A 13331-nucleotide genomic window follows, 5' to 3' on the forward strand; every position below is an offset into this window, starting at 1 on the left:
TGACGCCTGAAAAAGAGGCGCGGATCACCGCGCCCCGTTGCCGTTAGCCTTGCCCCCGGTAGGCAAGGCACGGTATGAGCAGCGTCGAAGGTAGGAGAAGAGGGCAGGTATCATGCGTCGAGTGGTCGTGACAGGTCTGGGTCTGGTGACCCCGCTTGCGTCTGGCGTGGAAGAAAGCTGGAGCCGCATCCTGGCGGGCAAGTCCGGGGCGGGCACCATCACGCGGTTCGACCCGGTGAACGTGGCAACGAAATACGCCTGCGAAGTGCCGCTGGGCGATGGCAGCGACGGCACGTTCAATTCCGAGGATTACATGGAGCCCAAGGAACGCCGGAAGGTGGATGATTTCATCCTCTACGGCGTGGCGGCGGCGGAACAGGCGGTCCGCGATGCCGACTGGCTTCCCGAGGACGAGGAAAGCCGGTTGCGCACTGGCGTGATGATCGGGTCCGGCATCGGAGGGCTGCGTTCGATCGAGGAAACGACGCTGCTCATTCGCGACCGTGGCGTGCGGCGGGTGTCGCCGTTCTTTATTCCGGGCGCGCTGATCAATCTCATTAGCGGGCAGGTCAGCATCCGCTACGGCTTCAAGGGGCCGAACCATGCAGTTGTTACCGCTTGTTCGACCGGGGCGCATGCCATCGGCGATGCCTCGCGTCTGATCGTGCATGGCGACGCCGACGTGATGATTGCCGGCGGCGCCGAGGCGGCGATCTGCGAAATCGGCATCGCCGGGTTTAACGCTTGCAAGGCGTTGTCGACCAAGCGCGCCGACAACCCGCAGGCTGCCAGCCGCCCCTATGACGCGGATCGCGACGGGTTCGTAATGGGCGAGGGGGCGGGCATGGTCGTGCTGGAGGAGTACGAGCACGCCAAGGCGCGCGGCGCCAAGATCTATGCCGAGGTGCTGGGTTATGGCCTGTCGGGCGACGCCTATCACATCACCGCGCCCGCCGAGGATGGCGATGGCGGCTTTCGCGCCATGCAGGGTGCACTGCGCAACGCCGGGATCGAGCCTGCTGACGTCGATTACATCAACGCCCACGGCACCAGCACCATGGCTGACACGATCGAGCTGAAGGCGGTTGAGAAACTGCTTGGCGACGCGGCTTCGAAGGCGACGATGAGTTCGACGAAATCCTCGACCGGGCACCTTCTGGGCGCGGCAGGTGCGATCGAGGGCATCTTCTCGATCCTGGCCATCCGCGACCAGGTCGCACCGCCCACGATCAATCTGGACAACCCGGCGGTGGAAACCCCGATGAATCTGGCTGCCAACGCCAAGCAGGAGCGCGAGATCAAGATAGCGATTTCCAACAGTTTCGGCTTTGGCGGCACCAATGCGTGTCTGTGCATCGGAGCCGTGCGCTGATGTGGCGGCACGTTGCCTCGAATTTCCTGACGTTTCTGGTGGTGGTGGTCTTCCTGCTGGGTGGAGTGATCCTGTGGGGCCAGAACGAGTACCAGGCGACCGGGCCGCTGGAAGATCCGATTTGCCTGCAGGTGCCGCGCGGCAGTTCCATGCGCGGTATCTCCTCTGACCTGGCCGAGCAGGGCGCGATCACCAGCGAGCGGATCTTTCGCATCGGTACGGATTACTCCGACAAGACCGAGCTTCTGAAAGCGGGCAGTTGGCTGATTCCCGAAGGATCGAGCATGGGCGAGATCGCCGATATCGTGACCCGCGGCGGTGCCAGCACCTGTGGCACCGAGGTTGTGTATCGGATCGGCGTCAACGCCAGCGAGGTCGAAGTGCGCGAGCTGGACCCGGCGACGAACCGCTTTGTCGAGGTCGCGGCCTTCGATCCGCAAGCCGAGGAGGTCACGCCGCCGGCCGAGTTCACCGAGGTGCGCCAGCAGGCCGACACGCGCTACCGCGTGGCCGTGGCCGAAGGCGTCACAAGTTGGCAGGTGGTCGACGCGCTGAACGCGGTGGATGCGCTGGAAGGTGAGGTCGAGGCCGTGCCGGCCGAGGGCAGCCTGGCGCCGAACAGCTATGAATTCAGCGTTGGCGACACGCGTCTCAGCATCCTTGACCGGATGCGCGAGGCGCAGGACTTGATCCTGACCGAAGCCTGGCAGAACCGCGCGTCGGACATTGCCGTGCAAACGCCCGAAGAGGCACTGATCCTCGCCTCGATCATCGAAAAGGAAACCGGCGTGCCCACCGAGCGCGGGCAGGTGGCCAGCGTCTTTACCAACCGTCTTCAGCAGGGGATGCGTCTTCAGACCGACCCGACGGTGATCTATGGCATCACGAACGGCGAGGGCGTGCTGGGCCGGGGCCTGCGCCAGAGCGAGCTGCGCGCCGAGACGCCCTATAACACCTATGTCATCGACGGGTTGCCGCCCACGCCCATCGCCAACCCGGGCCGTGCCAGCATCGAGGCGGCGGTAAACCCCGAGAACACCGACTATGTGTTCTTCGTGGCCCGCACGCTGGATCCGCGCGACGGTCACCTCTTCGCGGAAACGCTGGAAGAGCATAACCGCAACGTCGCGGCGTATCGCGCGCTGGAGGCCGAGCGCGCCAACCAGTAGCCACACAAGGCGGACCCGGCGGCACCGCGCGGTGCCGCGACGAATGCTTAACCGAGATCTCTGACACTGCAGGCGACCCGTGGCACGACCATCGGTCGCCTGTTTGCCTTTTGAGATGAAACTTCCGCGATGCAAAAACTTCGAGGTGCCGGCCCGCATGCCATTGATCACGCACGATCGGACCCCTTCCCAGGTCTCGCTGTCGATAGACGCGCTCGAGAAGCAGCTGTCGGCGATGCGTGCCGATCTGGAGGCGATCTACGTCCAGATCAGGCAGGGCCAATTCTGTGAGCTGAAAGACGCCAGACGGGCCACGTCGGACATCCGGCAATGGCTGAGGATCGCGATAGAAGCGGAGGCACAACTTGAAAAACGACGAGAAAAAGAGCTTGGCGTCGCGGATGGATACGCCGTCGATCTCGACGAAGCCCGGGAAAGTATCGGATGTCGACTGGCTCGTCTCCGAAGGGCCCGAGACGCAGAAAGAGTTTCTGGACAGCCTGAGTGACGGCGAAGTTCTGGCGCTGCCCTACCTGTTCGAGTTCTGGGCCATGGACCACCAGCGCCCGCCCGAAGGTGACTGGCGCGCCTGGGTGATCCTGGGCGGGCGCGGCGCGGGCAAGACGCGGGCCGGGGCCGAATGGGTACGGGCCCAGGTCGAAGGCGCGCGGCCACTGGACGAAGGACGGTGCAAGCGCCTGGCGCTGGTGGGCGAGACCTTCGATCAGGTGCGCGACGTGATGATCTTTGGCGAAAGCGGGATCCTGGCCTGTTCGCCGCCCGACCGCCGCCCGGTCTGGCAGGCCACGCGCAAACGCCTGATGTGGCCAAATGGCGCGACCGCACAGGTGTTCTCTGCCCATGACCCCGAAAGCCTGCGCGGACCCCAGTTCGACGGAGCCTGGGTGGATGAACTCGCCAAATGGAAAAAGGCGCAGGAGACGTGGGACATGCTGCAATTCGGTTTGCGGCTGGGCGAGACGCCGCAGGTCTGCGTGACCACCACGCCGCGCAACGTGGGACTGTTGAAGGATCTTCTGGACCGCAGCAGCACCGTGACGACCAGTGCGCCGACCGAAGCCAACCGTGCCAACCTTGCCGAAGGGTTCCTAGACGAGGTGCGCGCCCGCTATGCCGGCACGCGGCTGGGGTGGCAGGAGCTGGACGGCATTCTGATTGACGAGGCCGACGGCGCCCTCTGGACGCCGGCGCGGCTGGAGGTCTTGCGCATCGAAAGCCCGCCTGAGCTGGACCGGATCGTGGTCGCCATCGACCCTCCGGTGACCGGCAAGGACGGCTCGGACGAATGCGGGATCGTGGTGGCGGGAGCCGTGACGCAAGGCGCGGTGCAGGACTGGCGGGCCTTTGTTCTGGCCGATGCCAGCATCCCGGTGGCCTCGCCCATGGCCTGGGCCAACGCGGCGATCCTTGCGATGGAGCAGTTCGGCGCGGAAAGGCTGGTGGCCGAGGTCAACCAGGGCGGCGATTTGGTGGAACAGGTGATCCGCCAGGTGGATCCGCTGGTCCCGATCCGGTCGGTCCATGCCAGCAAGGGCAAGGTGGCCCGGGCCGAGCCCATCGCCGCGCTATACGAACAGGGCCGGGTGCATCATGTCCGTGGCCTTGACGTGCTCGAGGACCAGATGTGCCAGATGACCGCGCAGGGCTATGAGGGCCGGGGCAGCCCCGACCGCGTTGACGCGCTGGTCTGGGCGCTGACCGAGCTGATGATCGTGCCCGCCGCCAAGTGGCGAAACCCGCAGGTGCGCGGGGCTTTAAGGGACCGGAGCGGGTTTATTCGATCTGCTCCGGTCTTTTTTCTTCCGGTGTGATGGCGCCAGTCAGTGGGTCACGTCTTGCGCCTTAACCAGGCGACAAGCCGGTCACGCCACCCGACATTTCCCTCGACATAATGCATACCCGATGGCGGTGTCCCCGGCATGGCCACCGGCAAGTCGCGGTTTGCCAGCGCGTTGCGTGCCCGCGCTCTTATCTCTCGCCAAAAGGCGGAATCTTCCAGTGCCTCGTCGGTCCAATTCTCGGATGGGCCGCTCTTGGAATCGATCAAGTCGTCCAGCGCCGCAAGATCGGGGTTTCTTTCCAGGATGTCGCGCCCCGCGACGGAAAGCGCTTCGTCGAAGTCGAGTACAAGCTCGTCGGCCAGATGGACATAATCGGGGTAAAGTTGGCGCTGCTGCGCCGCGTCCTGCGACAGCGCTTGCAGGCACCAGACGATGTCCTGATGAAGGGCGGTGTTCACTTCGAACGGCTCTTTTCTGAATAATACCAAGTGTTTGGGTCGGATCTGACGAAGCGTACTGTCTGATAAATCTTTCGTAAACCTTTGCCTGTCTGATGCCTTTCAATCGCGGAACACATGACACGCTTCCCATGGCAGGCCGCAGACCAAGGAGACCGCAACAGATGATCCTGGATTTCTTCCGTCAGAACGGGGCAGGGGCCAAGGTGCCCGAGCAAAAGGCCAGCGCCACAGGCCGGGTCGCCGCGTGGCACAGCGCCGGCCGTGTGGCCTGGAGCCCGCGGGACACCGTGACGCTGACGCGCAACGGCTTTTCCGGCAACCCGGTGGGCTTTCGCTGCGTCAAGATGATTGCCGAGGCTTCCGCATCGCTGCCACTGGTGCTGCAGGACGACGCGCAGCGCTACGCCATGCACCCGGTTCTAGACCTCGTGCGCAGCCCCAATCCCGCGCAGGGCCGGGCCGAGCTCTTCGAGGCGCTTTACGGCCAGTTGCTGCTGACCGGCAACGCCTATGTCGAGGCCGTGGGCGGCGCGGAAAGCCAGGCCCCGCTGGAACTGCACGTGCTTCGGTCGGATCGGATGAGTGTGGTGCCGGGCGACGACGGCTGGCCCATCGCCTATGAATACAGCGTCGGCGGGCGCAAGCACCGCTTTGCCGTGGGCGAGGGACCGTCGCCTGTGTGCCACGTCAAGAGCTTTCATCCGCAGGATGACCATTACGGCTTTTCGCCGATGCAGGCGGCAGCGCAGGCGGTGGACGTGCACAACTCCGCGTCGCGCTGGTCAAAGGCGCTGCTGGACAACGCCGCGCGGCCTTCGGGCGCGATCGTCTACAAGAGCGCCGACGGGCAGGGGAGCCTCTCGAACGATCAATACGACCGGCTGGTCAGCGAGATGGAAAGCCACCATCAGGGCGCGCGCAACGCCGGGCGGCCGATGCTGCTGGAAGGTGGGCTGGACTGGAAGCCGATGGGGTTCAGCCCCTCGGACATGGAATTCCAGAAGACCAAGGAAAGTGCGGCGCGCGAGATTGCGCTGGCCTTCGGGGTGCCGCCGATGCTGCTGGGTATCCCGGGCGACGCGACCTTCGCCAACTACCAGGAGGCAAACCGCGCTTTCTATCGTCAAACGGTGCTGCCTCTGGCGGCGCGGGTGGCGGCCTGCGTGGCCGACTGGCTGGCGAGTTTCACCGGCGAGGCGCTGGAATTGAAGCCCGACCTCGACCAGGTGCCGGCACTGTCGGCGGAACGCGACGCGCAATGGGCGCGGGTCACCGGCGCGGATTTCCTGACCGAGGCGGAGAAACGCGCGCTTCTGGGGCTTCCCGCGCTCGAGGAGGAGACATGAGTGAAGTGGGCGAGCTGTGCCACCAGGACGGGCTTTACGCCTCGTTCGACGGAACGCAGGCGATGTTCCGGCATGTAGAGCGGAGGCTTGCGTCGCTGGAGTTGTCGATGGCGGCGATGGAGACCGAGCACGCGGTGAGCGAGGAGAAGCAGAAGTTCATGGAACTGCGCTTCAACCAGATCGACCGGCGGCTGGAAAAGATCGAGGGGCATATCTCACGCCTCGTGTGGCTGATCATCGCGGCCATCCTGGGCGGGCTCATGTCCTTTGTCATGCAAGGCACGACCTTGATCAACTGAGCGCCGTGGCGTTCTGAAGGAGTAAGGAAATGGAACAAGACTTCAGCCTGGATCACAAGTTCTGCCAGTTCGACGACCGGATCACGGTCAAGGATGGAACGGTCATCGAGGGATATGCCAGTTTCTTCGGCGACGAGGATCGTGGCGGCGATATCGTCGAGAAGGGCGCCTATGCCGCGTCGCTCAAGCGGCTGTCGGCCGAGGGCAGGCAGGTCAGGATGCTGTGGCAGCACGATCCTACCCAGCCCATCGGGGTCTGGGATGAGGTGCGCGAGGATGCCAGGGGCCTTTACGTGAAAGGTCGGCTGCTTGACACGGTCGAACGCGCCCGCGAGGCCGCAGCCCTGCTAGAGGCCAATGCCATCGACGGGCTCAGCATCGGTTATCGAACCCTGAAGGCGGTCAAGAATGACAAGGGCCAGCGGCTCTTGAAGGAACTGGAGCTGTGGGAGGTGTCGCTGGTGACATTCCCGATGCTGTCCAGTGCGCGGGTGGGGGCCAAGGGCGAGACCCTGGCCCAGGACGATCTGCGCGAATTGGCGGCGGCCTTCAAGGACGCCCGCCGGGAGATGACGCGCATGTAGCCGCGTCGCAGCGAACCAACCTACAGGATCAAGTGATGACCAATTCCGAGAACGACTCTCGGGCCGGGGAAGATGTGTCTCCGGTCACCGAGGTGAAAACCGCCGTGGCGGACTTCATGAAAGATTTCAGCGGCTTCCGGGCCGATATTCAATCGAGACTTCAACAACAGGAAGAAAAGATGACCATGATCGAACGCAAATCCCAGGGCCTGAAGCGCCCGGTCCTGTCGCAGGGCGGTGAACCTCAAGCCCCTCACCAGAAGGCGTTCGACGCCTACCTGCGCTCGGGCGACGATGACGACGCTGCGCGGGCTGGCACTGGAAGGCAAGGCGATGAACTCGGCCGTGGCGGCCGATGGCGGCTACCTCGTCGATCCACAGACCGCCGACACGATCAAGAGCGTTCTCAGCTCGACCGCGTCGATCCGGGCCATCGCGAACGTGGTGCAGGTCGAGGCGTCGTCCTTCGACGTGCTGGTCGACCACACCGATATCGGCCACGGCTGGGCCACCGAGACGGCCGACACGACAGAGACCTCGACCCCGGCGATCGACCGAATCACCATCCCGCTGCACGAACTCAGCGCACTGCCCAAGGCCTCGCAGCGTCTGCTGGACGACAGCGCCTTCGACATCGAGATGTGGCTGGCGGCGCGCATCGCCGACAAGTTCGCCCGGGCCGAGGCCGCGGCCTTTGTCAGCGGCGACGGCGTGGACAAGCCCACCGGATTTCTGACCTATGACATCGTCGCCAATGACAGCTGGTCCTGGGGCGATCTGGGCTATGTGGCCACCGGCGCGGACGGGGATTTCGACGGTGCCGATGCCATCGTGGACCTGGTCTATGCCCTGGGCGCGCAATACCGCGCCAACGGCACCTTCGTGATGAACTCGAAAACCGCGGGCGCGGTGCGCAAGCTGAAGGATGCCGATGGCCGCTTCCTGTGGTCCGACGGCCTGGCGGCGGGTGAACCTGCGCGCCTGATGGGCTACCGCGTGATGATCGCCGAAGACATGCCCGACATCGCCTCGGACTCCACCGCGATCGCCTTCGGCGACTTCTCGGCTGGCTACACCGTGGCCGAGCGTCCCGACCTGCGCGTGCTGCGCGACCCGTTCTCGGCCAAGCCGCATGTCCTGTTCTACGCCACCAAGCGCGTGGGCGGTGACGTCAGCGACTTTGCCGCGATCAAGCTGCTGAAGTTCGGCCTGTCCTGACACCTGAAGGGGCGGAAGGCCACCTTCTGCCCGCACGGCGCGCGCCGCTTCATTCGCCATTCGGCCACGCCCCTCCGGGCCGTTGGCAAGGCGGCGCGCGCATGACCTGCGGAGGGGCCAGGATTTCTGGAGTGATTTGATGATGTTGATCGAAGAGACCGCAGTGCCCCTGGCCGCGCTTCCGGTGGATGAGTTGAAAGCGCATTTGCGCCTCGGGTCCGGCTTTTCGGAGGGCGACGTTCAAGACGTCGTGTTGGAAAGCTACCTGCGGGCTGCGATTTCGGCGATCGAGGCCAGGACCGGCAAGATACTGATCGAACGTGATTTTTCATGGAGCCTGACTCGCTGGCGCGATGCTTGTGGCCAGGTCCTGCCGGTGGCTCCGATCAGCGCGATCACAGCGCTGCGGCTGCGCGACCGGGCCGAGGAGCCCGAACTGATCGATCCCGCCCATTACCGGCTGGAGGCCGATGCGCAACGCCCCGTCCTGCGCCCGATTGCAGGCCGCCTGCCGACGATCCCTTACGGCGGCGTCGCCGAGATCGGCTTTGCCGCTGGCTATGCGCCGGACTGGGCCGGCTTGCCCTCCGACCTGGGCCATGCCGTCACCCTGCTGGCCGCGCATTACTATGAGAACCGCAACGAGACCGGCGCCCGCGACCAAGTAATGCCTTTCGGCGTTCACAGCCTGATCGAACGCTACCGCACCGTGCGCATCTTTGGCGGAGGGGCGGCGCGATGAATGCCAATGACCTTAACCGTCAGTTGCTGTTGCAGGAGGCCGAGCGTGCACCGGACGGTGCGGGCGGCTTTTCAGAGGCCTGGGTCACGCTCGGCAACCTGTGGGCCAATATCCGCGCCGGTTCGGGCCGGGAGGCTTCGGGAGAGGCGGCCAGCGTGTCGAAGACCAGTTTCCGCATCACTGTGCGGGCGGCCCCCTTCGGCGCCCCGTCGCGCCCCAAGCCCGGGCAACGGTTCCGCGACGGCGCGCGCGTTTTCGCCATCGAGGCGGTCGCCGAACGTGACCCCGGCGCGCGGTTCCTGACCTGTTACTGCACCGAGGAGGTGGCGACATGAGCTATGGCGCATCCGCGGCCCTGCAAGAGGCTGTCTACCAAGCCCTTCTGTCCGACCCGGCGCTGGACGCGCTGGTCGAGGGCGCGATCTATGACGCGCTGCCCTCCGGCACGTTACCGTCGCTCTACGTGACCCTGGGCCCCGAGGAGGTGCGCGACGCCACCGATTGCAGCGGCGACGGGGCCTGGCACCGCTTCACCGTTTCGGTCGTGACCGACGGCGCCGGATTTCACGCCGCCAAGCAAGTGGCCGCGGCGGTCAACGACGCGCTGGCGGACACCGACCTGACGCTGACGCGTGGCACGCTGACGGGCCTGCATTTCTTTAGGGCGCGGGCCAAACGGGAAGGCACGGGCGATCTGCGCCGGATCGACCTGACCTTTCGGGCCCGGACCCAAGACACCCCCAACCCTGATCATTCGGAGAGAGACTCATGGCAGTTCAAAACGGCAAGGACCTGCTGGTCAAGATCGACCTGACCGGCGACGGCAACTTCCAGACGGTCGCGGGGCTGCGCGCCACGCGCGTCAGCTTCAACGCCGAGAGCGTGGACGTCACCAGCCTCGATTCCGCTGGTGGCTGGCGCGAGCTTCTGGCCGGCGCGGGGGTCAAGACCGCGGCGATCAGCGGTTCGGGTATCTTCCGCGACGAAGGCAGCGACGAACGTGTGCGCCAGATCTTCTTTGACGGTGAGATGCCCGATTTCCAGGTGGTGATCCCCGATTTCGGCATCATGGAAGGCCCTTTTCAGGTCACCGCGATCGAATATGCCGGCACCCATGACGGCGAGGCGACCTACGAGCTGTCGCTCGCCTCCGCCGGACAACTGGTCTTCACGGCGAACTGAGCCGATGGCGAACCCCTGGGCAGGAGAGGTGGCGCTGACCCTCGACGGCGCGCGTCACGATCTGAAGTTGACGCTTGGCGCGCTGGCGGAGCTGGAGGCCGAGCTGGCCACGGGCACGCTGATCGACCTCGTGGAGCGGTTCGAAAGCGGTGCCTTCTCCAGCCGGGATGTCCTGTCGCTGATCGTGGCGGGGCTGCGCGGGGGCGGCTGGAAGGGCACCGCGCGTGACCTGCTGGCCGCCGAAATCGAGGGCGGACCGCTGAAGGCCGCGCGCATCGCCGCGCAATTGCTGGCCGCCGCCTTTATGGCGCCAGACGAGGGATGAGTGGCGGCGCGCCCATCGACTGGCCCGCGCTGATGCGGGCCGGCATCCGGGGCCTCGGCCTGCGCCCTTGGGAATTCTGGGCGCTGACGCCGGCGGAACTGGAACTGATGCTGGGCAAACCCTCCGGGGTGGCCCCCTGAAACGGACACGGCTGGACGATCTGATGTCCGCCTATCCCGACCTGAACGGAGACGACCACGATGGCTGACATGGACGGACTGGACGAGCTTGACCTGCAGGTTGCCGCGCTTGACGAGAACTTGGGTGGCGCAACCCAGATGGCGGCAGCTTTCAACGGCGAACTGGCCCGGGTGCGCGAGACCTTCGCTCATACCGGCCAGGACGTGAAGACGCTGGAACGCGGCATCAGCCGGGGCCTCAACCGCGCCATTCGCGGCGCGGTGGTCAATGGTGACAGCCTGTCGGATTCGCTGCGCAACTTGGCCAACTCGATGATCAGCTCGGCCTTCAACTCTGCCGTGCGCCCCGTGACCGATCACATGGGCGGGCTTCTGTCGCAGGGGATCGGCAGCATCTTTTCCTCGATCCTGCCCTTCGAGAAAGGCGGCAGTTTTTCTCAGGGACGCGTGCAGCCTTTCGCCTCGGGAGGGATCGTCAGCAGCCCCACGGCCTTTCCCATGCGCGGCGGCATGGGCCTGATGGGCGAGGCGGGCCCCGAAGCGATCATGCCGCTGGCCCGCGGCCCGGACGGCAAGCTCGGCGTGCGCGGTGGCGGGGGCGGGTCTGTCAACGTGGTTATGAACATCCACACGCCCGACGCCGAAGGGTTCCGCCGCAGCCAGGCCCAGATCGCCGCACAGCTGGGCCGTGCGATCGGCCGTGGCAACCGCAACCGCTAAAGGAGCAGGAACATGGGATTTCACGAGATACGCTTTCCGGCAAGCCTCAGCTTCGGCTCCATCGGCGGGCCAGAGCGGCACACCGACGTGGTCACGCTGGCCAACGGGTTCGAAGAGCGCAACACGCCCTGGAAGCATTCGCGCCGCCGCTACGACGCGGGCGTGGCGATGCGCAGCCTTGACGATATCGAGACGCTGATCGCCTTTTTCGAGGCGCGCCAGGGCCAGATGTACGGCTTTCGCTGGAAGGACTGGACCGATTACAAGTCCGGCGCCGCCCGCCTTGATGTGACCCCCGAGGACCAGATCATCGGCTTCGGCGACGACGTGACCGACCGCTTCCCGCTGGTCAAGACCTACCGCTCGGGCGAGAACACGTACCTGCGCCCCATCACCAAGCCGGTGGCGGGCACCGTCAAGGTCGCACTGGACGAGGCAGAACAGCGCGAAGGCGTCAACTTCGAGATCGACACCACCACCGGCATGGTGATCTTTCCGCACCCCATCGACACCGGCGTGCGTATCACCGCGGGGTTCGAGTTCGACGTGCCGGTGCGCTTCGATATCGACCGCATCCACACCAGCCTCGCCAGTTTCCAAGCGGGCGACGTGCCCAACGTGCCAATCGTCGAGGTGCGGGTATGAGCGATTTCAACGACGGGCTGAAGACCCATCTTCAGGGCGGGCTGACCACGACATGCCGCTGCTGGGCCGTGATCCGCAGTGATGGCGTGCGCCTGGGCTTTACCGACCATGACTGCACGCTGGAATTCGACGGGCATGTCTTTCGCGCCGACACGGGCCTTGGCGCCAAGGCGCTGCAACAGACCACGGGCCTGTCGGTGGACAATACCGAGGCCCTCGGCGCGCTCAGCGATACCGCGATCACCGAGGATGACATCGAGGCCGGACGCTATGACGCGGCCGAGGTCATGGCGTGGTTGGTCAACTGGGCAAACCCCGAGGAACGCCAGCTGCAATTCCGCGGCACCATCGGAGAGATCCGCCGCGCCGGCGGCGCGTTCGAGGCAGAGCTGCGCGGGTTGACCGACCTTCTGAACGTGCCGCTGGGCCGGGTGTTTCAAAAACCGTGCAGCGCGGTGCTGGGTGACGCCGCCTGCGGTTTCGACCTGACCGCGCCGGGCTATGCCGCCGAGGTGGCGGTCACGGAAATCGAGGACCGTCGCATCTTTCGCCTTCCGGTGCTGGATGGTTTTGCGCCGGAGTGGTTCCGCCACGGCGTGTTGAGGGTGCAGGACGGTGCGGCGACGGGTCTGTCGGGCACGATCAAGCGTGACGTCATGCTGGCGCACGCGCGGCAGATCGAGCTTTGGCATCCGCTGAGGGCCGATATCAGCTCTGGCGATACCGTCCGGATCATCGCGGGCTGCGACAAGCGCACCAAGACCTGCCGCTTCAAGTTCGACAATTACCTGAACTTCCAGGGCTTTCCTGATATCCCCGGCGACGATTGGTCGATCTCGGATCCTTCCCGGGAGCAGCGCCTCGACGGCGGGAGCCGCCGCAGATGACCCCGCAGCAGGACCGCATCGTGACCGAGGCCCGGACCTGGATCGGCACGCCCTATCGTCACCAGGCCAGTTGCCGTGGCGCGGGCACCGATTGCCTGGGCCTCCTGCGCGGGATCTGGCGGGCGCTATACGGGCGCGAGCCGGAAACCGTGCCGCCCTACAGCATGGATTGGTCCGAGCCATCGCGCGACGAGGTTCTGTGGCGCGCCGCGCGCCGCCACCTGGCCCCGGCACCGCCCGCGCCGGCCCCTGGCGATATACTGCTCTTTCGGATGCGCAACGGCTCAGTCGCCAAGCATCTGGGCATCGCCGCGTCGCTCGGCGTGCGTCCCACCTTCATCCACGCCTATTCCGGTCACGCGGTGGTCGAAAGCCCGCTCAGCACACCGTGGCAGCGCCGCATCGTGGCCCGGTTCATCTTTCCTGAGGAGACGTAATC

At 65.5% G+C, this 13331-nt stretch carries 16 protein-coding genes and 2 pseudogenes; 17 read left to right on the forward strand and 1 reads right to left on the reverse strand.

The genetic code is table 11. From position 1 onward, the window contains the following. Window positions 1-112: 112 nt before the first annotated feature. The 3 genes from fabF (at window position 113) to ACSQ76_RS09230 (ending at window position 4373) form a co-directional block, all read left to right on the forward strand. Window positions 113-1372: a beta-ketoacyl-ACP synthase II gene (gene fabF / locus ACSQ76_RS09220; RefSeq protein WP_437156341.1), complete on the forward strand. Its 1260-nt coding sequence runs from the start codon at window positions 113-115 to the stop codon at window positions 1370-1372. Further along, window positions 1372-2541 carry an endolytic transglycosylase MltG gene (gene mltG / locus ACSQ76_RS09225; RefSeq protein WP_437156342.1) on the forward strand — a complete coding sequence of 390 codons (1170 nt, stop codon included), beginning with the start codon at window positions 1372-1374 and terminating at the stop codon, window positions 2539-2541. The genes fabF and mltG overlap by 1 nt, the downstream gene beginning before the upstream one ends. 518 nt (window positions 2542-3059) lie before the next feature. Continuing rightward, on the forward strand, window positions 3060-4373 hold the full coding sequence (locus tag ACSQ76_RS09230; RefSeq protein ID WP_437158180.1) for a DNA-packaging protein: 1314 nt from the start codon (window positions 3060-3062) through the stop codon (window positions 4371-4373). A gap of 17 nt (window positions 4374-4390) precedes the next feature. On the opposite strand, the gene ACSQ76_RS09235 is transcribed toward ACSQ76_RS09230, so the two are convergent. After that, entirely contained in the window at window positions 4391-4801 is a 411-nt protein-coding gene (locus tag ACSQ76_RS09235) for a hypothetical protein (RefSeq protein WP_437156343.1), read from the reverse strand. A 164-nt stretch (window positions 4802-4965) separates the two neighbouring features. On the opposite strand from ACSQ76_RS09235, the gene ACSQ76_RS09240 reads away from it, so the two are divergent. The 14 genes and pseudogenes from ACSQ76_RS09240 to ACSQ76_RS09305 all read left to right on the forward strand — a co-directional run bounded on the left by ACSQ76_RS09240 (window position 4966) and on the right by ACSQ76_RS09305 (window position 13329). Further along, window positions 4966-6150 carry a phage portal protein gene (locus ACSQ76_RS09240; protein WP_437156344.1) on the forward strand — a complete coding sequence of 395 codons (1185 nt, stop codon included), beginning with the start codon at window positions 4966-4968 and terminating at the stop codon, window positions 6148-6150. Beyond that, a complete protein-coding gene (locus tag ACSQ76_RS09245) occupies window positions 6147-6449 on the forward strand; it encodes a hypothetical protein (protein ID WP_437156345.1) in 303 nt (100 codons plus the stop codon). The genes ACSQ76_RS09240 and ACSQ76_RS09245 overlap by 4 nt, the downstream gene beginning before the upstream one ends. A 29-nt stretch (window positions 6450-6478) precedes the next feature. Further along, window positions 6479-7033 (forward strand): HK97 family phage prohead protease, encoded by a 555-nt coding sequence (locus tag ACSQ76_RS09250; protein ID WP_437156346.1) that lies wholly within the window; start codon window positions 6479-6481, stop codon window positions 7031-7033. Between the two features lie 35 nt (window positions 7034-7068). Then, window positions 7069-8251 (forward strand): annotated as a pseudogene (locus ACSQ76_RS09255) (phage major capsid protein). 139 nt (window positions 8252-8390) lie between these two features. Further along, the gene (locus tag ACSQ76_RS09260; RefSeq protein ID WP_437156347.1) at window positions 8391-8993 is read left to right on the forward strand and encodes a head-tail connector protein; all 603 of its coding nucleotides are present in this window, start codon (window positions 8391-8393) and stop codon (window positions 8991-8993) included. After that, window positions 8990-9328, forward strand: coding sequence for a head-tail adaptor protein (locus ACSQ76_RS09265; RefSeq protein WP_437156348.1), 339 nt, complete (start codon window positions 8990-8992; stop codon window positions 9326-9328). Before ACSQ76_RS09260 ends, ACSQ76_RS09265 begins: the two co-directional genes overlap by 4 nt. Continuing rightward, window positions 9325-9729: pseudogene (locus tag ACSQ76_RS09270) on the forward strand (DUF3168 domain-containing protein); the annotation flags it as partial. The gene ACSQ76_RS09265 and the pseudogene ACSQ76_RS09270, both read left to right, overlap by 4 nt. A gap of 32 nt (window positions 9730-9761) precedes the next feature. After that, on the forward strand, window positions 9762-10175 hold the full coding sequence (locus tag ACSQ76_RS09275; RefSeq protein WP_437156349.1) for a phage major tail protein, TP901-1 family: 414 nt from the start codon (window positions 9762-9764) through the stop codon (window positions 10173-10175). 4 nt (window positions 10176-10179) lie between these two features. Further along, window positions 10180-10500: a gene transfer agent family protein gene (locus ACSQ76_RS09280; RefSeq protein ID WP_437156350.1), complete on the forward strand. Its 321-nt coding sequence runs from the start codon at window positions 10180-10182 to the stop codon at window positions 10498-10500. Next, window positions 10497-10640, forward strand: a complete 144-nt coding sequence (locus ACSQ76_RS09285; protein WP_437156351.1) for a phage tail assembly chaperone — start codon at window positions 10497-10499, stop codon at window positions 10638-10640. The genes ACSQ76_RS09280 and ACSQ76_RS09285 overlap by 4 nt, the downstream gene beginning before the upstream one ends. A 60-nt stretch (window positions 10641-10700) precedes the next feature. After that, a complete protein-coding gene (locus tag ACSQ76_RS09290; protein ID WP_437156352.1) occupies window positions 10701-11360 on the forward strand; it encodes a phage tail tape measure protein in 660 nt (219 codons plus the stop codon). Window positions 11361-11372: 12 nt separating this feature from the next. Beyond that, window positions 11373-12005: a phage distal tail protein, Rcc01695 family gene (locus ACSQ76_RS09295; protein WP_437156353.1), complete on the forward strand. Its 633-nt coding sequence runs from the start codon at window positions 11373-11375 to the stop codon at window positions 12003-12005. Beyond that, window positions 12002-12892 (forward strand): DUF2163 domain-containing protein, encoded by an 891-nt coding sequence (locus tag ACSQ76_RS09300; RefSeq protein ID WP_437156354.1) that lies wholly within the window; start codon window positions 12002-12004, stop codon window positions 12890-12892. The genes ACSQ76_RS09295 and ACSQ76_RS09300 overlap by 4 nt, the downstream gene beginning before the upstream one ends. Further along, window positions 12889-13329 carry a peptidase gene (locus ACSQ76_RS09305; protein ID WP_437156355.1) on the forward strand — a complete coding sequence of 147 codons (441 nt, stop codon included), beginning with the start codon at window positions 12889-12891 and terminating at the stop codon, window positions 13327-13329. The genes ACSQ76_RS09300 and ACSQ76_RS09305 overlap by 4 nt, the downstream gene beginning before the upstream one ends. Window positions 13330-13331: the final 2 nt, after the last annotated feature.

Origin of the sequence: Roseovarius sp. B08, from assembly GCF_051417955.1 — a bacterium.
Classification (GTDB): Bacteria; Pseudomonadota; Alphaproteobacteria; order Rhodobacterales; family Rhodobacteraceae; genus Roseovarius.